This is a genomic window from Pseudomonas sp. PDM26 (assembly GCF_019219185.1).
Lineage (GTDB): Bacteria > Pseudomonadota > Gammaproteobacteria > Pseudomonadales > Pseudomonadaceae > Aquipseudomonas.
Map to the genome: position 1 here is coordinate 72801 of NZ_JAHUWC010000021.1, position 16757 is coordinate 89557.

Annotated in this window: 15 protein-coding genes; 4 read left to right on the forward strand and 11 right to left on the reverse strand. The window is 62.5% G+C overall.

What is annotated here, in order from left to right; genetic code table 11:
- Positions 1-8 precede the first annotated feature (8 nt).
- Complete coding sequence (locus KW849_RS29895) at positions 9-992, reverse strand: GlxA family transcriptional regulator (protein WP_218433500.1); 984 nt, start codon at positions 990-992, stop codon at positions 9-11.
- A gap of 88 nt (positions 993-1080) precedes the next feature.
- Here KW849_RS29895 and inhA point away from each other — a divergent pair, with 88 nt between their 5' ends.
- The gene (inhA, locus tag KW849_RS29900) at positions 1081-1767 is read left to right on the forward strand and encodes an isonitrile hydratase (RefSeq protein WP_218433501.1); all 687 of its coding nucleotides are present in this window, start codon (positions 1081-1083) and stop codon (positions 1765-1767) included.
- A gap of 294 nt (positions 1768-2061) precedes the next feature.
- Here the strand turns inward: inhA and KW849_RS29905 are convergent, their stop codons facing one another.
- Complete coding sequence (locus tag KW849_RS29905; protein WP_115947516.1) at positions 2062-2541, reverse strand: SRPBCC family protein; 480 nt, start codon at positions 2539-2541, stop codon at positions 2062-2064.
- Positions 2542-2737: 196 nt separating this feature from the next.
- Between KW849_RS29905 and KW849_RS29910 the strand changes: the two genes are divergently transcribed.
- Both KW849_RS29910 and KW849_RS29915 read left to right on the forward strand, forming a co-directional pair.
- Entirely contained in the window at positions 2738-3136 is a 399-nt protein-coding gene (locus KW849_RS29910; protein WP_218433503.1) for a GFA family protein, read from the forward strand.
- 62 nt (positions 3137-3198) lie between these two features.
- On the forward strand, positions 3199-3600 hold the full coding sequence (locus KW849_RS29915; protein ID WP_218433506.1) for a lysozyme inhibitor LprI family protein: 402 nt from the start codon (positions 3199-3201) through the stop codon (positions 3598-3600).
- A 139-nt stretch (positions 3601-3739) separates the two neighbouring features.
- Here the strand turns inward: KW849_RS29915 and peaD are convergent, their stop codons facing one another.
- The 5 genes from peaD to KW849_RS29940 form a co-directional block, all read right to left on the reverse strand.
- Complete coding sequence (gene peaD / locus KW849_RS29920; RefSeq protein ID WP_218433517.1) at positions 3740-4858, reverse strand: quinohemoprotein amine dehydrogenase subunit beta; 1119 nt, start codon at positions 4856-4858, stop codon at positions 3740-3742.
- 21 nt (positions 4859-4879) lie between these two features.
- Positions 4880-5203 carry a quinohemoprotein amine dehydrogenase subunit gamma gene (gene qhpC / locus KW849_RS29925; protein WP_007971075.1) on the reverse strand — a complete coding sequence of 108 codons (324 nt, stop codon included), beginning with the start codon at positions 5201-5203 and terminating at the stop codon, positions 4880-4882.
- 1 nt (position 5204) lies between these two features.
- Positions 5205-6635, reverse strand: coding sequence for a quinohemoprotein amine dehydrogenase maturation protein (gene peaB, locus KW849_RS29930; RefSeq protein ID WP_218433519.1), 1431 nt, complete (start codon positions 6633-6635; stop codon positions 5205-5207).
- 81 nt (positions 6636-6716) lie between these two features.
- A complete protein-coding gene (gene peaA, locus KW849_RS29935; protein ID WP_218433521.1) occupies positions 6717-8297 on the reverse strand; it encodes a quinohemoprotein amine dehydrogenase subunit alpha in 1581 nt (526 codons plus the stop codon).
- A gap of 550 nt (positions 8298-8847) precedes the next feature.
- Positions 8848-9102: a DUF1652 domain-containing protein gene (locus KW849_RS29940; RefSeq protein ID WP_108219424.1), complete on the reverse strand. Its 255-nt coding sequence runs from the start codon at positions 9100-9102 to the stop codon at positions 8848-8850.
- Positions 9103-9379: 277 nt separating this feature from the next.
- Here KW849_RS29940 and KW849_RS29945 point away from each other — a divergent pair, with 277 nt between their 5' ends.
- Positions 9380-10870: an aldehyde dehydrogenase gene (locus KW849_RS29945; protein WP_218433524.1), complete on the forward strand. Its 1491-nt coding sequence runs from the start codon at positions 9380-9382 to the stop codon at positions 10868-10870.
- A gap of 89 nt (positions 10871-10959) precedes the next feature.
- On the opposite strand, the gene KW849_RS29950 is transcribed toward KW849_RS29945, so the two are convergent.
- From KW849_RS29950 to KW849_RS29965, 4 genes are read right to left on the reverse strand one after another with little or no spacing between them, the layout of a single operon-like run.
- Positions 10960-12258, reverse strand: coding sequence for an NAD(P)/FAD-dependent oxidoreductase (locus KW849_RS29950; protein WP_218433526.1), 1299 nt, complete (start codon positions 12256-12258; stop codon positions 10960-10962).
- On the reverse strand, positions 12255-12932 hold the full coding sequence (locus KW849_RS29955) for a S8 family serine peptidase (RefSeq protein ID WP_218433528.1): 678 nt from the start codon (positions 12930-12932) through the stop codon (positions 12255-12257). The genes KW849_RS29950 and KW849_RS29955 overlap by 4 nt, the downstream gene beginning before the upstream one ends.
- Complete coding sequence (locus tag KW849_RS29960) at positions 12922-14640, reverse strand: ABC transporter ATP-binding protein (RefSeq protein ID WP_218433619.1); 1719 nt, start codon at positions 14638-14640, stop codon at positions 12922-12924. The genes KW849_RS29955 and KW849_RS29960 overlap by 11 nt, the downstream gene beginning before the upstream one ends.
- On the reverse strand, positions 14640-16544 hold the full coding sequence (locus tag KW849_RS29965) for a sigma-54-dependent Fis family transcriptional regulator (protein ID WP_218433531.1): 1905 nt from the start codon (positions 16542-16544) through the stop codon (positions 14640-14642). Before KW849_RS29965 ends, KW849_RS29960 begins: the two co-directional genes overlap by 1 nt.
- Positions 16545-16757 lie beyond the last annotated feature (213 nt).

Sequence of the window (16757 nt, forward strand, 5' to 3'; positions counted from 1 at the left end):
AAGGTGGCTCAAGACACTACTGGATCTGCGCTGGCACTGACCGAAAACCGCTCCCGATAAGCCTGCGGCGTCACACCCATGGCCCGCAGGAAACTGCGGCGCAGGGTTTCTTCGCTGCCGAAGCCGCATTGCACCGCCAACCGCTTGATCGGCACACCGGTGTCGCTGAGCAAACGCCGTGCGGTTTCGACGCGGATCAGTTCGATGGCCCGGGCCGGGGTCTGGCCGGTGTCGGCGCGGTAGTGGCGCACAAAGCTGCGTTCGCTCATGCCGGCCTGCAAGGCCAGGGTCGGGATGCCCAGGTCCTTGGTCAGATTTTCGCTGATCCAGGCGTGAAGTTCGTCGAAACGGTTGCCTTCCTGTTGCAGGGACAGGGTTACGCTGAATTGCGACTGGCCACCCGGACGCTTGAGAAACACCACCAGTTGCCGGGCGACCTCCAGGGCCAGGTTGCGCCCCAGGTCCTGTTCGACCATGGCCAATGCCAGGTCGATACCGGCAGTCACTCCGGCCGAGGTCCAGACCGGACCGTCGTTGATGAAGATCGGATTGGGCTCGACCTGCAAGCACGGGTGCTGCTGCGCCAGTTGCTCGCAACGGGTCCAGTGGGTGACCACGCGCCGGCCATCGAGCCAGCCGCTGGCCGCCAGCAGAAACGCACCGGTGCACACTGAAGAAACCCGCCGGCAGCCATGGGCATGTTCGCGCACCCAGGCGACCAACGGCGCATCTTGCGCCGCTGCGTAAACACCCCAGCCACCGGCGATGATCAGGGTATCGCTGCCCCCATCCGGCAATGGCTCGGCCAACAGCGCCAACCCCGCCGACGACATCACCGCCCCGCCGCCGCTGGCAATCACCGTCGGCGCGTAGGGTCGCGGCAGGCCTTGCTGACGGGCAATGTCGTTGGCCGAAGCGAATACCTGCAGCGGCCCGGTAACGTCGAGCAATTGCACGTTGGCAAAAGCGAGTACATGGATGATTTTCGACATTTGGCGTAATTCGTGGGGATATTGGCGTATGCGCCAAAGCCTACGAGCCTACAGTCAAACCGTCCACCCACTTCACGAGAAAAACACCATGACGTTGCAGATCGGTTTTCTGTTGTTTCCACAGGTTCAGCAGCTGGACCTGACCGGCCCTTATGACGTGCTGGCCTCGCTGCCGGATGTGAAAGTGCATCTGATCTGGAAAGACCTGATGCCGGTCACCGCCAGCACCGGTCTGCTGTTGAAACCGACCACCACCTTCGATGATTGCCCGGCACTGGACGTGATCTGCGTGCCCGGTGGCAGTGGCGTCGGGCCGTTGATGGAAGATGACCAGACCCTGGACTTTCTCAGGGCTCAGGCCGCCAACGCCCGCTACATCACGTCGGTGTGCACCGGCGCGCTGGTGCTGGGCGCGGCGGGATTGCTCAAAGGCAAACGCGCCACCACTCACTGGGCGTATCACGAACTGCTCAAGCCGCTGGGCGCAATCGCGGTGAAAGACCGGGTGGTTCGCGACGGCAACCTGTTGACCGGTGGCGGCATCACCGCCGGTATCGACTTCGCCCTGACCCTGGCCGCCGAGCTGTTCGACCAGGCCACCGCCGAGCTGGTGCAGCTGCAACTGGAATACGCCCCGGCCCCACCGTTTAGCGCGGGCAGCCCCGAGACGGCCCCGGCCAGTGTGCTGGAGGAGGCTCGCCAGCGGGCTGCCGGCTCATTGAAGCTGCGGGCGCAGATCACCGAGCGCGCGGCGGCGAAACTCGACCGACAGTGAAAAGATGGCGGCGGGAACCCCGGTTCCTGCCAGCACGACTTTTCATGCACGCAAAAAAACCCGCCGAAGCGGGTTTTTCCAAGACCATGACGACTCCTTGTCGTAGCGTTCCTTGCAGATGGTCGATCATCCATGATCCTGAGCACATCCTGTGCTTCAGTGGGTGAGGCAAGATTACGCATCGGATCCAATTTGTAACAGGCGACATTGCTACCATCGCGTGTAAGACATTCGCTATGTACCCCCTTCCGAAAACCCTTGGACGCCACAGGCTCCGAGCCGACTTCAGCCACCCTACTGCTCGTGGGCTTTGGCATTTTCGGTCAAAAACTGCTCGATATTGTTCATTTGCTCTTCCCAGCCACGACTGTCCATGCGGAAGGCCTTTTCGCGACGGGCCTGGGGAATGTGATCGAAACCGGACTCGGAAACCTTGAGCAACGTGCCGTTGTCCATGTCTTCGAGCTCGAATTTCACCAGTGTGGTGGGCTCCTGGGAGTAATCGACTTCCGGTTTCACGGCATAGGGGTGCCAGCGAAACGAAAACAGCCGTTCCGGCTCGACCCGCTCTACCAGTACGTTCCAGCGCAAATGCTCATAACCGGGGTAGGTAACCTGCCCCTGAGTCCACTCGCCTGCCACAAAACGCTTGCCCTCCAGTGCCACACCAAACCACCGTCCGAACATTTCGGCATTGGCCAGCACGCGCCAGACTTGTGAACGCTTGGCCTTGAGCAGGACTTTCCTTTCGATGCGATCAGATGCTGGGTTCATAAGTCACCTCCTGTACTTGAACAGTAGTCAGTAAGACCACACGATCAACCCTAAAGTTGTACCAATCGGGATGTGCAATCAACCATGCCCGAGACATTCGATTGCATTTACGCGGATAGTTCTGGCGCAATCACAAAGTCAGAGGGTCGAAACAGTTAACGTTCACCCTCGAAACAGCATAGAAAAGGATAGCGCCATGAAAAAATTGCACGGCAGTTGCCTGTGCAAAGCCATCGAATACGAACTCGATAGCCTGGACATGCCCATCAGCCACTGCCATTGCCAAACCTGCCGCAAGGCACACGCAGCGGCTTTTGCATCGACCGCCGGGGTCATGCGCGAGCACTTTCACTGGATCAAGGGGCAAGATCGGCTGACGAGCTACGAATCGTCACCGGGCAAATTTCGGTATTTCTGTTCGGCCTGCGGTTCACACCTGATAGCCGAACGGCCGGCCCAGCCGCACGTGATTGTTCGTGTGGCGACACTGGATACCGATCCGCTGATGACGCCCCAGGCGCATATCTGGACGGCCCATGACGTGCCATGGCTGGAATACGATTCGGTAGACAAACACGCGCAATGGCAAGCGTAGCGGGCTGAATGCCCCTCGGCGCTACACTGCACCTCTCTTTCGGTCACAACGAGCGCTCCAGCATGAACCCACGCTTACTCTTGGCGCTGACGCCCCTGCTGTTCACCTCCATGGCGTTCGCCGTGGACTGCGACAATGCCAGAGACCAGGCGGCGATGAACCAGTGCGCGGCGCAGCAGAATGCGGCCGCCGACAAGGAATTGAATGCGCTGTACCAGCAGATCACTTCGCGACTCAAGAGCAACCCGGACAGCAAGAAGCAGTTGGTGGGTGCGCAGCGTGCGTGGGTTGCGTTCCGCGATGCCGAGTGCAAGTTCTCGGCGTCTGGAGTGGAAGGCGGGAGTGTGTATCCGCTGATCTATAGCAATTGCACGACGGAGCTGACCAAGGCACGGGTGAAGACGTTCAAGACTTACCTGAAGTGTCAGGAGGGGGATCTAGGGTGTCCGGTGCCAGGGGTTTGACTCTTTAGCGCCTGTCAGGGCCTCTTCGCGAGCAGGCTCGCTCCTACAGTGGATTTTCGGTGAACACAAGTTTTGTGCCTGACCGGGAACCCTGTAGGAGCGAGCCTGCTCGCGATGGCGTCAGTCCAGGCGCCGCACACTACCGCACAAAAATCTGCGCCGTGGTAATCGCCATATCCCCGCCCGGCAGCTTGATGCTACCCGTCTGCTTCAGGCTGTCGGCATCGAAGATCGCCACGTCGTTGAAGGTCCCCGCCAGGTAGATCTTGCTCCCGTCCTTATTGAAGGAAATGCAGTAGTACGAGTGATCGAGCGTGGCGGACTGGAGCATTTTCTTCTGTTTGATGTCGTACTTGGCCAGGCGGTTGAGCACGCCAAACATCAGGTTCGGGTCCTTGGGCGAGCGCATGCCGGTGAAGTAGATTTCCGTCAGCGGGCCGAAGTCGGTGGTCTCGGTCTTGCCGGTCTTCAGGTCGACGCTGAACAGGCCGTACAGGTATTCGGCGGTGGCCGGGTCCTGTTTCTTGTCCTTGAATTTCGCCGCGGTGTAGAGCAGCGAGAAGTCATGCCGGTACGTCTGCTGGTTCCACACGTAGAGCACGTCCGGCGCGCTGTAGTTCGGGCGTTTCCAGTGACGACTGGGGATCAGCACGTCGAACTTGCCGGTTTGCACATTGGCCTTGTAGACATCCGCCCCCGCCACATACAGCGTGCCGTCGTCACCGCTCTGCATGATGGTCAACTGGCGCGGCGCCGGGAAACTGCGCACCGGTTTGGCGTCCATGCCGGCGTCGGTCTTGTACACGTCGAGCCGTGGCTGCTGCACTTCGTAGCGGTCATTCATCATCAGCGTCGGGTTGGCGACGGTGTACAACTCCTTACCATCGTGACTGAGGGTAAAGGCGAACATCGACTTGGCCTTCTCCCCCGGCTTCTGGGTGATGCTGGCGTGGAACACCTGCTTGCAGTTGTCCAACTCAACGCCGTAGACATCCGCATAGTGGTTGTTCAGCACGTAGGCGGTCTTGCGGTCCGGCGACAATTGCACGGTGCCGGGGCCGAAGGCGTCGGGCATCTTGCAGGTCTTGAACAGGGTGTCGGTGGCCAGGTCGATCACGTGCAGGTTGTTCGGGTAGTTGGTGGTCACCATGTATTCGTGACCGACTTGCAGCGCGGTGTTTTCATCGGCCAGAACACTGACAGAACAGCTGCTCAGGACGGCGAACGCGGCCAGGCCGCAGGCTTTGATGTTACGCATGCTGGAATCCTTCTTCTGTGATCACTTGTCTTTGGGGAAGACAGTGCCGAGGTTGCGCCAGTTTTCGTTGGACGCCTGGGCATCCTTGTTCCAGTCCGGGTAGGTACTCATCATGTCGGGCACCTGGGCCGGCCACCAGCAAGGGTCGGAGCAACCGTAGAGGTCGGCCTCCATCGGCTGGCACAGCGACGACACACCACCAAACGCATCGATTTCCCAGCCCGGGTCGGTGGTCGAGGCACAGCCCGCCACGGAACTCATGGCCACCACTTCTTCAATGCGGTTTTCATCCGCGGCCTGATCCAGCTTCAACGCTTTGTTATTGATTGCCTTGAGATGTTTCATATCAGTGAGCCTTGCGCGGAGTGATGTAGCTGCTGATGAACGCAGGGTTATTGGCCATGATCCGGGTGTAGACCTCGATGCCGAAGTCGACCCAGTCACGCATCAGTTCGCAGTAGTGATAGGTCGGGTGCGTCGGGTCGCCGTAGCGGGCGTAGCTCTCGTGGTAGCAGCCGCCGGAACACAGGTTGCGGATCTGGCAGTCCTCGCAGCCGGTGTTGCTGCGGTCCAGACGCTGGGACAGGAAGTCGTTCAACTCCACCTGTTTCACGCCGCTGTGGACGTTGCCGAATGTCGGCAGGCTCGAACCGGTAAAGCGGTGGCACAGGTTCAGTTCGCCCTTGTGATCGACCGCCAGCATCTTCAGGCCCGCGCCGCACGGCAGGGCCTTTTTGTGGCCTTCATGGATGTCGGTGATGAGTTGGTGCAGGTTGGAGAAGCCGATGTTGCGGTGCTCCAGCGCCGCTTCCAGGTAACGACGACCCAGCTTCTTCATGTTGGCGAAGACTTCGATCAGCTCGTCACTGGTCAGGTTGAACGTGCTGATATCGCCGGAGGTCACTGGGGCGAAACCGACTTCGGCAAAACCCAGTTCGTTGAACAGGTGATCCCAGATGGTTTCGACGTCGGTGACGCCGGTGGTCAGGGTCACCCGCGCGCCCACCGGACGACTGTTGTAGCGCGACAGCAACATCTCGGCCTTGCGCCGCACCACGTCATAGGTGCCCTGCCCGCCCACGGTGATGCGGTTGCGGTCGTGCACGGTCTTCGGCCCGTCGATGCTCACTGACAAACCAAAGCGGTGGGCGTTGAGGTAGTCCACGGTTTCTTCGGTGAGCAGCGTGGCGTTGGTGGTCATGACGAATTCGACGAACTTGCCCGCCTCGCGAAAACGCTTCTCGCAATAGTCGACCATGTACTCGATCAGCTTGCGGTTGCTCAGCGGTTCGCCGCCGAAGAACACCACGGTGAAACGCTCTTCGTCCGGGGATTCGCGCAGCAGCATTTCCACCGAGGCAATCGCCGTCTCGACGTCCATCTTCTTGCCCGCCGACGGTTTGTCGAGGTCTTCCTTGTAGCAATAGGTGCAGCTCAGGTTGCAGCCGGTGTTGACGTTGAGCACCACGGTGTTGATGGCCGTGCGCTCGACCCGCTTGGTGGCGATGTCCGGGGTCAGCGGCGAGCCATCGCTGACCAGTTCCAGGGCCATCAATTCACGCAGGGTCTCGGTGACTTCTTCGCCGTTGAAGCGCGCGGCCAGGCGCTGGATCAGGTCGTCCGAGGAACAACCGGGCCCGCGCAAGGTATCGATGATGGTGCCCGTCAGTTCATCGCTGGCGAACAGCGAACTGCTGGGGATGTGAAACAGCATGCGGTCGGCATCGACCTGCACTTCGTGCAGGTTGCGTTCGACCAGATTCAAGATAGCGCCCATAACCAACCTCCTGTGCAAGCCCCGGTCTGCGGGGCTTGCGGTCATTCCGAAAAGTGTCTGAATCGTTGAACGCCAGGCACATCACGGAATGGGTGGATTGTTCCAGCGTTGCACGGTCACGATCATGTGGCCTTCGCCGGTCAGGGATTTCCCTGCGTCGTCGACGGCGGCGATCACCTTGAGGTTGCCGGCATTGTTGGTGGACATCTTGCGTGCCGGGTTCGGCCCGGCATCGCCCGGGGTGAACACGCCGGTATCGGCCTGCATGGTGCCGGCGAACTTGACGTCTTCGTCTTCCCTCGCGCGGTCGTCGAAGGCCTCGACTTTCCACTGCGCCGGGAACACACCGATGCGGTACGGCTTGCCGTCGGCGCCCTTGCCCCAGGCTTCTGCGTCGAAACGGCCCTGGACTTTCGGCGTCGAACCGCCGCCCTCGCCGATCCGTGCTACCGAAAATTCCGGCACCACTTTGACCGAAGCGATCTTGCTGTACACCGACAGGCTCGGGCCTTTCAGCGTGCCGACACTGACCGCGCGCGCACCCGGTTGGGCATTGGCGGCGGCCTTGAGTCTGACCTTGATCTGCTCCGGGCTCTGCGAGACGACTTCGAGCACTTGCACGCCTTTGCCGAAGTCCGGCTTGCCGGTCAGGCCACTGCCAATCAGGGTCACTTCGGTTTCGCTGCCGGCTTTCAGATAGCCCGGCTGCACCGCCAGCAAACGACTGGAACCTTGCCTGGCGGCAACGAAGTCCAGGCCGCGCTCGTCGTGCTCGGCCTCGAACATCCGGCCCTGCATCGCATTGCCTTGAGCGGCGAACACCTGGCGCATGGTCACGCCATCGATGGTCACGTTGCCGCGCCATTCGTAGCCGGTGTAGAGAATCGCACTGCCGTCGCCATTGAACGGGCTGCCGTCGGCGTATTGGCCTTTGACGCTGACCTTGAAGGTGTCGCTGCCATCGGCACTCACGGTCATGACACCGGCCAGTTCACCCTTGCCCGGCAAGTGGCCGCTGAAGCTCCAGTCGCCCACCAGGGCCTCGGCCTTTGGTGCCGCGCTCTGCCATTTTTTCCAGGCCGGGTTGTCCAGCGGATAACGCTTGGCCAGCAGCGGCACCATGTCTTTGCGGGCCATATCGAACCAGTCGCGGTCCCGGGACAGCGCCTGGTATTCCAGGGACGGCCATTGGCCGAGGTGGAAATTCACCAGGCGTTCCCACTCCTGCGCCGGCCGCCGTTGCAGGGCCACCCGCGCACCGGAGTGGCAGCGGCCGCACATCTGGCGGGTTGGGTCGTCGAACTGCTCGACGGTATTGAGTCGCCGCTCCAGCGCATAACGCACGCCGTCGGTTTCGCTCGGCGCCAGGCCCTGGGTGTCAGCCAGGTACTTGACCAGGGTGCGGCGGTCGTCATCGCTGATCTGCAAGCCGTGCATGGTCTGCATGCGGGCAATGCTCATCAACCAGCCTTCCGGCGTTTTGCGCTGGTGGCTGATGCGGCTCAGGGCGTTATCGGCTTCGGGGGTGTGACAGCCCTGACAGGTTTCCTTGAGGATGGTCTGGGCGTCGCGGGCTGCCAGGCTATGAGGCGAATGCAGCGCTACACAAGCGGCTACGGCCAGCAGGCTGGCGCTCATGCCTGATCGGAGTTTTCTCTTCATCAACGTCGAACCTCGCACGGTGCGTTCTTATTGTTGTGGCTTATCGTTTTTATGGTTTCTGCCGTCGGCTTTGATCCGCTGACGGAGGCTAGAGAAACGTCTGAGATGTGCAATACACAGAGCGTGCCAGCTTGCCGATAAGCTTTTTTATCAATCACTTACGCTGATTTGACTGCATTGGGCCATGCCCGGACGCGATCTGCCACGTCTAGTTTCGCGACAGTTGTTGCAGTCTGAGACAGCGTAGTTGCCCGGCCCGAGCCGCTCATCGCCGCCGATTGACGGGGCCTGCCCTAATGCCAGTCAGTCAAGGGATCGACCAGCGCTGATTAACCCGTGGCGAGGGAGCTTGCTCCCGCTGGGCAGCGAAGCGGCCCCAACAAATGGGCCTGCTGCGCAGTCCAGCGGGAGCAAGCTCCCTCGCCACGGGTTCAGTGTCTCGGCTTAACTGATCGGCATCAGGGCCTGCCCAGCCGGTAAGAAAAGGGGATCGGGGAGGATTGCCTAAAGGCCTGCGCCGCACCACGCGTGTAGTGCGGCAGGCCTCGGTTCAACTGTTAAACGTCGGGTGCACACCTTTGTGCGCGTTGATTTCCTGTTGCATCTGCACCACCAGCGTCGCAATCGCGTGGGGTGAATTCAGCTCCCAAAGCGGAACGTGGGTCGCCACCAGGTCGACTTTGCCGGTCACGCAATCACACACGCGAATGGTCAGGGACTGATCCGGCGCCACGCTGCACGTGCATACCGACGGCAGAAAACTGTGTTCAATGATGTTTTGGATTTCCAGGGTTGAAAGGTTCATCGCTGCCTCCCTCACGCCAGATGTATTGCCGGAACAATGCTCCGTCATTTCGCCCGCCAGGCGAGAAAATTCTAGCCCTCGCCACAGGTGCTCTCAAGATCGCGAACAGGTTGCCCGTCGTCTCACCGGCTGTCGCGAAATGCGACAAACACCCCTACCCGGCCCCCTTGATCTGCTGCGGAAAAATCCCGCCCGACCACGGCCGACCGGCGCTTTGGGGGACTTGGCACAGCCATTGCGAAAGCCCGGTTCTCACGAACAACAAGAGGCCTCGCCAATGTCGCTCCCAAACGTGCTTCCCGCCACTTCGGCGTTCATCCAACGCGCCCCGCGCATGCTGATCGGCAGTGGCTGGGTCGAGGCCGCCGACGGCCAGACCATGCCCCTGCACAACCCGGCCACCGGCGAAGTGCTGTGCGTGGTGCCACGGGCAACGCCCGCGGATGTCGACCGCGCGGTGCTTGCCGCCCGCCAGGCGTTCGACGATTCAGCCTGGACCCGCACCCGCCCCCGGGAGCGACAGAATCTGTTATGGAAACTCGCCGACCTGATGCAGCGCGACGCCGAGCTGCTGGCGCAACTGGAATGCCTGAACAACGGTAAAAGTGCGGCGGTGGCCCAAGTGATGGACGTGCAACTGGCCATCGACTTCCTGCGTTACATGGCCGGTTGGGCGACCAAGATCGAAGGCTCCACGGTTGATGTGTCGGCACCGCTGATGCCCAACGACCAGTTCCACAGCTTCATACGTCGCGAAGCGGTGGGCGTGGTCGGTGCCATCGTCGCCTGGAACTTCCCGCTGCTGCTGGCCTGCTGGAAACTCGGTCCGGCCCTGGCCACCGGCTGCACCGTGGTGCTCAAACCCGCCGACGAAACCCCGCTGACCGCACTGAAACTCGCCGAGCTGGTGCTGGAAGCCGGGTATCCCGAAGGCGTGTTCAACGTGGTCACCGGCACCGGCATCACTGCCGGTTCGGCCCTGACTCACAACCCGCTGGTGGACAAGCTGACCTTCACCGGCTCCACCGCCGTGGGCAAGCAGATCGGCAAGATCGCCATGGAATCCATGACCCGGGTCACCCTGGAACTGGGCGGTAAATCGCCGACCATCGTCATGGCCGACGCCGACCTGAAAAGCGCTGCGGCCGGGGCGGCTAGCGCGATTTTCTTCAATCAGGGCCAGGTCTGCTGCGCAGGTTCCAGGCTGTATGTACAGCGCAAGCATTTCGACAATGTGGTGGCGGACATCAGCGACATCGCCAACGCCATGAAACTGGGCAACGGCCTGGACCCGAGCGTCGATATGGGCCCGTTGATCTCGGCGCGCCAGCAGGAGCGCGTCTACGGCTACATCGAAAAGGGCCGGGAAAGCGGTGCGACCATTGCCTGCGGTGGTGAGCAGTTCGGGCCGGGGTTCTTCGTCAAGCCGACGGTGATCGTCGACGTCGATCAGAAGCACTCACTGGTGCAGGAAGAAATCTTCGGCCCAGTGCTGGTGGCCATCCCATTCGATGACGAAGCCGATGCCCTGCGCATGGCCAATGACAGCCCTTACGGGTTGGGAGCGAGTATCTGGTCCAATGACCTGGCGGCGGTGCACCGGATGATTCCACGCATCAAGTCAGGCTCGGTGTGGGTCAACTGCCACAGCGCCCTGGACCCGGCGCTGCCGTTCGGCGGCTACAAGATGTCCGGGGTCGGACGTGAGATGGGGTATGCGGCGATCGAGCATTACACCGAGCTGAAGTCGGTGTTGATCAAACTGTGAAACAGTTTTTGTAGGAGCTGGCGAAGCCTGCGATCTTTTGATCCTCGGTACGTTTGAGGCAGCCAAAAGATCGCAGCCTTTGGCAGCGCCTACGGTTTGAATCCCTGCCCCATCAACCAACTCCTGACCATCCTTCCCTGCTCCACCGTCAACCCGGCCAACACCTGATCCGCCGGCTCTCCCTGCTTCAACCGCCGCACCAACGGCGCCACCTCAACCCCTTGCACATGCCAGATCCCCAACGGCTGATCGACCGTGATCACCACCTCGGCCTCATCGACCCACCCATCACGCAACACCGGCGCCCGCTCGACCCTCAGCGCATTGAAATCCCCCTCGGCATGGGCCACCTCGGCATCCGGCCAGTTCCGTCGTGCCTGCCAGAACGGCTGATCCGGCCAGCGCTGCTCATCGGCATAAAAATCCCGGCCGATCCGCGCAAAACGCAAAAACAACTGCTCAACCCGCTGCTGGTGGAAACGCTGGGCCAGAGCCGCTCGTTCGGGTTTGCACAGCAGCGTGTTGATCACCGCCGGCGCCTGCAACGCCGAGGACAACGACTGAAAGATCCCGTTGCCCGACAGCGGGTCGACGGCCATTGCCGCATCGCCGACCCGAATCCAGTTTTCGCCACACACCTGCGGGCTCAGAATCGCCGTGCTGCTGCGGGCGTGCAGTTGTAGATCACACTCCGCTTCGCCGGCAAAAAATGCGGCGGCCAGATTCGAACCCTGGCGCCGCAGCCGGCAGTAATCGAGCAACATGGCCTTGCCCGGCAACCCGGCGCTGGCCACGTCCACCGTCCATTGCCAGTAGCACTGACCGTCGGCGCGGCGCGCCATCCACGCCCAGCCATCCTCGAGGCTTTCCACGGCGCTGGCGGTGCTGCCCGGCGAACCCTGCCAGCGATTGAGCAAGCTGACCGTCTCGGGTCCGCGCAAGCCTTTGCCGGTAGCGGGAGCCTGACGTCCGCGGGCCTCGACGAGAAACGCTGCGAGCAGCGGTTCGCGGCCGTCGACTTCGATTCGATGGCCATTGGTCGATGACTGAACCGTCAACACCCGGCCTTCGATCAGCTCAACCCCCGCCAGGCGCAAATCCTCGCGCAGGCCTCGATCAAAAGCCGGGCGGTCGAGCAGATACTCGACGTTCTGTGCATGTTGCTGGCCGTTCCACGAGACCTGGCGTTGGGACGGTAACGCCGCATCCGCCAGTGCATGCTGCAGGCCGGCGCTGCGCAATGCCTCAAGCACCCGTACGGATACACCTTCGAGCGCCGCAAACCGGCGCCATTCGCTGATCAGCGTGACGCCATGGCCCAGCCGCCGCAGCCCCAGTGCGACCGCGGCGCCGGCCGGTCCGGCGCCAAGAATGACGATGTCGGTCATGGCTCGAAGCGCCGTTCAGGGCCACGGTAACGGGCATGCTCGCGCAACCACTCGACGACTTGCTGATTGCTGGCGTCAGGCTGTTCGGCGAGGAACCCGGCGATGTGCCCGCTCAAGGCGGCACAACCGAGGCTCGCCCCGGATTGCCCCGGATAGGTGCCCTGCACACACGCAGCGAAATCCGCCTGGGCGCTGTTGAGCCACGACCATTCCTGCTCGGCGCAGCGCGCATCGCCGGTCACCCGCAACACCTGCGGATAGTTGGCCGGAAACACACCTTCCCCCTGGGCTGGACTCGACGCACACAGCAGCACGCCCCGTGCCACCGCTGCCGCGCAGGCGGCGCGCAACAGGCTGCGATCCTGACGCAAACCGAGGCTCAAATTGATCAGTCGTACGTTTTGCGCCAGCAGCCAGTCAATCGCCGTGGCGATCTGCAAGGCGCTGGTGACACCGCGCTGGTCGAACACTTGCGCCACGCAAAACAGAGCCGAGGGGGCACGCCGGCCGATTGCCTCGATCACCGCACTGCCATGCCCCAGCGGATCGTCGCGCAAGTCGCCCTCGGCCAGACCGTCTTCGAGCAATGCAAAGCGCCGACCGGCGATCACTCGCACCCGCTGTGCCGCCGAGTGGCCGCTGTCCACCACACCCATGCGCAACTCAGGCTTCATGCGGCACCGTTTTCGAGGTCAGCACGCCGTCGAGCAATTCGAAACGCAGATCGGCATCGGCCAGGGTTGATGGGCGATGGCTGATCAGGATGCGCGTGCGCCCGGCAAACAAGCGGTCGATGGCGTCGATGACTTCGCGCTCGGTGGCTTCATCCACCGCGGACGTGGCTTCATCGAGCACCAGAATCAAAGGGTCCTGCAACAGCGCCCGGGCAATCGCGATGCGTTGCTTCTGCCCGCCGGACAACTGCTGACCGCGCTCGCCCAACGGACTGTCGAGGCCCTCGGGCAAGGACTCGATCAGGCTGTCGAGTTGCGCCAGCCGCGCCACGTCGGCAATCGCCTCACGGCTGGCGTCCGGCACCGCATAGGCCAGGTTGTCGGCGAGGCTGCCGCGAAACAGCACGATGTCCTGGCTGACGATGGCAATGCGCCGACGCAACTGGAACAGATCCAGTTCGCGCAGATCGACGTCCCCCAGCAGTACCCGGCCCGATTGCGGATCGTGGTGACGTTGCAGCAGGTCGATCAGGGTGGATTTACCCACGCCCGAGCCGCCGCTGAGGGCCACTTTCAAGCCGTAGGGGATCCGCGCTTCGATGCCGCGCAGGGTCGATTGGCGGCCGGGATGGGCAAAGTGCACGTTGTCGAACCGGAGATCGCCGCCATTGGGCATCGGGCGTGGCGTGGCGGGCGTCGACACGGTCGGTTGTTCGCCGCGCAACTCCATGACCCGGCCGAGGCTGACGGTCATCCGCTGAATGGCAACGTAGAGCCCGAGCAGGCTTTGCACCGGCCCCACGGCCATGCCCAGGTAGGTGGAAAACGCAATCAGGGCACCGAGCTGCCAGGTGCCTTGCACCACCCAGTAACCGCCGATCAGAAATGCGCAGGCCCGGGACAGCGAGGTCAGCGTACCGGGCACGGCCTGGGTGAAAAACTCGGTGACTTGCAGGCGCAGCAACTGGCTCATGTAGCCCTGCCCCAGCGTCTCGAGGCGCCGCGCTTCGCGCTGTTGCTGTCCGGCGGACTGGATGAACTTCATCACCGGCAGCGTCTCGACCATGAACGACGACATGTCCGCCGAACGCTCGCGCAACTGCCGCACATCGCGCTCGACCTTGCGCCGCATCCAGCGCAGCCAGAGGACATCGAGGGGAATCAGCACCACCGCCAGCAGCGAGAGCTTCCAGGACAGTGTCAGCAACATCGCCACGGCCACCACCAGACCGATCACACTCGACACCGCCGAGAACAGCGAGTCCACGGCAAACCGCTGGATTTCCGCGACGTCGCCATCGAGGCGCGACATCAGGTCGCCGATGCGCCGCTGGCCGTAAAAGCTCGGCGACAGGGTTTGCAAATGCCGGTACAGGTCGTCGCGCAAGGCAAACAGCATGCGCCCGGACAGTCGCGTGTGCAGGTAGCGGTTGATGCCCGACAGCGCCGTGCCCAGCAACCCGGCCACGATCATCAGCCCGGCGATCAATACCAGCATCGGGAAGTTGCGTGCCAACAGGCCGTCGTCGATCAACAGTTTGGTCAGCCAGGGTTGCACCAGCACCAACAGCGAGGCGCAGACCGACAGGCCCAGCAGCCCGGCAATCGCCAGACGATGGGGGCGCACGAAGCTGTACAGCCAGCGCAGTGACGCTTGCAGCGCCTCGGGGTTCTGGCTGTCGATCAGCCGAACGATCAAGCGCTGCATCATGGACGCAACTGTTTGAGCTTGCGATACAGGGTCGCGCGGCTGATGCCCAGGGCGTCGGCGGCGGCCGAGACGTTGCCTTGGTGCGTGTCCAGGGACTGACGGATCAGCTCCAGTTCGTTTTCCCGGATGCTGCCGGCCTGGGGCCGTTCGCTGGCGGTCAACTCGTCGAGCATGCTGTCGGGCAAGTGGTCGAGGGTCAGCACGGTTTCACCCCGCTCGCGCATGGCCAGCGCGGTGCGCAGGACCATCTCCAGTTGGCGGATGTTGCCCGGCCAGTGATAACCGCTGAGCAAGCGATTGAGATCGTCGTGCAGGACAGCGTTGGGAGCGCCCAGTGTCGTCAGCATGCGACTGACCAGCGCAACGAAATCTTCGCGTTCGCGCAGGGCCGGGAGCATCACGCTGATGCCGTTGACCCGGTAGAACAAGTCCTCGCGAAAGTGTTTTTCTTCCACCAGACGCTTGAGGTCGCGGTGGGTGGCGCAGATCAGCGCGATGTCGATGTCCTGCTCTTCGCCTGCGCCCAGGGGCGCGACCTTGCGATCCTGCAACACCCGCAACAGCCGCGCTTGCAAGGCCAGGGGCATGTCGCCGATTTCATCGAGGAACAAGGTGCCGCCATGGGCCTGCTGCAGGCGCCCGACCATGCCGCCCCGGCGTGAACCGGTGAACGCGCCTTCGCGATAGCCGAACAGTTCGGACTCGATCAGGCCTTCGGGAATGGCCGCGCAGTTCACTGCCACGAAGGGTTTGTCGCAGCGCGCTCCGGCCATGTGCAGGGCGCGGGCGATGACCTCTTTACCGGTGCCGGTTTCGCCCAGCAACAAGACGGGTAGCTCATTGGCCAGGCCTTGACGGGCCATGCGCAAGGCACGGGCGTAGCGCGTATTGCTGCCGGCCAGCGCCTCAAGATCCGGTTTTGCCTTGGCGGGTTTCGCCACCGTGCGCGGCGGGCTGCTGACGTTGATCGAGCGTTGCGGCGCACGCAGGGTTTTGTAGAAGAATTCTCCCTTGGCGGTTTGCAGGCTGCCGGCCCCGCCCTGCTGCAGGCGCGCCAACAACTGCAGGCCGTCGACGCCGAGAAACTCCTCGCAGCGCCGACCGACCAGGGCCGAGCGCTCGGCGTGGAGCAACTGGCAGGCCTGGGCGCTGACCGCGAGGATCTGCCCGCCGAGGCTCACCGCCAGCAAGCCTTGCCACGGGGATTCCAGGTATTGCCTGCGGCTGTGGAAGGCCAGCACGATTTCGTCCGGATAGCTGGCGTTGAACACCCGGCTTTCGATCTGGCTGACGGCCATGGCCAGCAGCGCCGTGCTGTCGTGGGTGCGGCCAAGCGGGCCTTCGCGGGTCAGGTCGAGGACGCCAAGGATGTCGCCCTGGGGGCAATGGATCGGCACCGAAGTGCAGGAAAAATCACTGAGGCGGTCCAGATAATGTTCGCCGCAATCGATCAGGGTCGGCCGGGCTTCCACCAGTGCCGTACCGAGGGCGTTGGTGCCGCGAACCGCTTCGCTCCAGCAGGTGCCGAGAGCGATGTCCAGCAGGCCACTGCCCTTGAAACGATCGGCGCGGCCTTCGACGGCGAGGATGGTGGCGTCGGAGTTGGCCAGGATGATCAGCCCTTCCTTGCCCTGACGCTCGGCCAGGTAATCGATCGCCGGCAACGCGGCGTCGATCAGCAAGCGATTGTTGTCCAGCAACACGTCGAGGCTGGCACTCGATTCCAGCGCCAGCTCGTGCTTGGCATTGAAATGCACGCCATGGCTCAGGCTGCGTCGCCACGAGGCATCGATTTCCGCACGCAGGACGCCATCCGGCACTTCGCCTTCCAGGTGCAACTTTTCCCGGGCCAGCCGGGCTTCACGATGCTGTTTGGGGGAGTTTGTTTTTATTAGCGTCATCAAGCGCTCCGGGTCATCCGCCCTGCGCCTTCAGTCGTCGGCGCCCTGGCGCAATCTTTACGTTAACGTCAGGGCTATGGCAAGTGCCGTAGGGCGCTTGTGTTCCGTCAGGTGGACCGGGTTATCTTCTTCGCGAGCAAGCCCGCTCCCACAGGTTGCACATTGACCACAAATCCATGGTTCGCCCCGGTCTACTGTGCGCCGGTCTTTCGG

Bases quoted from the DNA above. Each gene is read 5' to 3' on its own strand.
- KW849_RS29960 (WP_218433619.1), bottom strand. From the start codon at position 14,640: ATGCAGCGCTTGATCGTTCGGCTGATCGACAGCCAGAACCCCGAGGCG.
- KW849_RS29945 (WP_218433524.1), top strand. From the start codon at position 9,380: ATGTCGCTCCCAAACGTGCTTCCCGCCACTTCGGCGTTCATCCAACGC.
- KW849_RS29915 (WP_218433506.1), top strand. From the start codon at position 3,199: ATGAACCCACGCTTACTCTTGGCGCTGACGCCCCTGCTGTTCACCTCC.
- peaD (WP_218433517.1), bottom strand. From the start codon at position 4,858: ATGCGTAACATCAAAGCCTGCGGCCTGGCCGCGTTCGCCGTCCTGAGC.
- KW849_RS29905 (WP_115947516.1), bottom strand. From the start codon at position 2,541: ATGAACCCAGCATCTGATCGCATCGAAAGGAAAGTCCTGCTCAAGGCC.
- KW849_RS29940 (WP_108219424.1), bottom strand. From the start codon at position 9,102: ATGAACCTTTCAACCCTGGAAATCCAAAACATCATTGAACACAGTTTT.
- KW849_RS29895 (WP_218433500.1), bottom strand. From the start codon at position 992: ATGTCGAAAATCATCCATGTACTCGCTTTTGCCAACGTGCAATTGCTC.
- KW849_RS29965 (WP_218433531.1), bottom strand. From the start codon at position 16,544: ATGACGCTAATAAAAACAAACTCCCCCAAACAGCATCGTGAAGCCCGG.
- peaB (WP_218433519.1), bottom strand. From the start codon at position 6,635: ATGGGCGCTATCTTGAATCTGGTCGAACGCAACCTGCACGAAGTGCAG.
- KW849_RS29955 (WP_218433528.1), bottom strand. From the start codon at position 12,932: ATGAAGCCTGAGTTGCGCATGGGTGTGGTGGACAGCGGCCACTCGGCG.
- peaA (WP_218433521.1), bottom strand. From the start codon at position 8,297: ATGAAGAGAAAACTCCGATCAGGCATGAGCGCCAGCCTGCTGGCCGTA.
- KW849_RS29950 (WP_218433526.1), bottom strand. From the start codon at position 12,258: ATGACCGACATCGTCATTCTTGGCGCCGGACCGGCCGGCGCCGCGGTC.
- inhA (WP_218433501.1), top strand. From the start codon at position 1,081: ATGACGTTGCAGATCGGTTTTCTGTTGTTTCCACAGGTTCAGCAGCTG.
- KW849_RS29910 (WP_218433503.1), top strand. From the start codon at position 2,738: ATGAAAAAATTGCACGGCAGTTGCCTGTGCAAAGCCATCGAATACGAA.
- qhpC (WP_007971075.1), bottom strand. From the start codon at position 5,203: ATGAAACATCTCAAGGCAATCAATAACAAAGCGTTGAAGCTGGATCAG.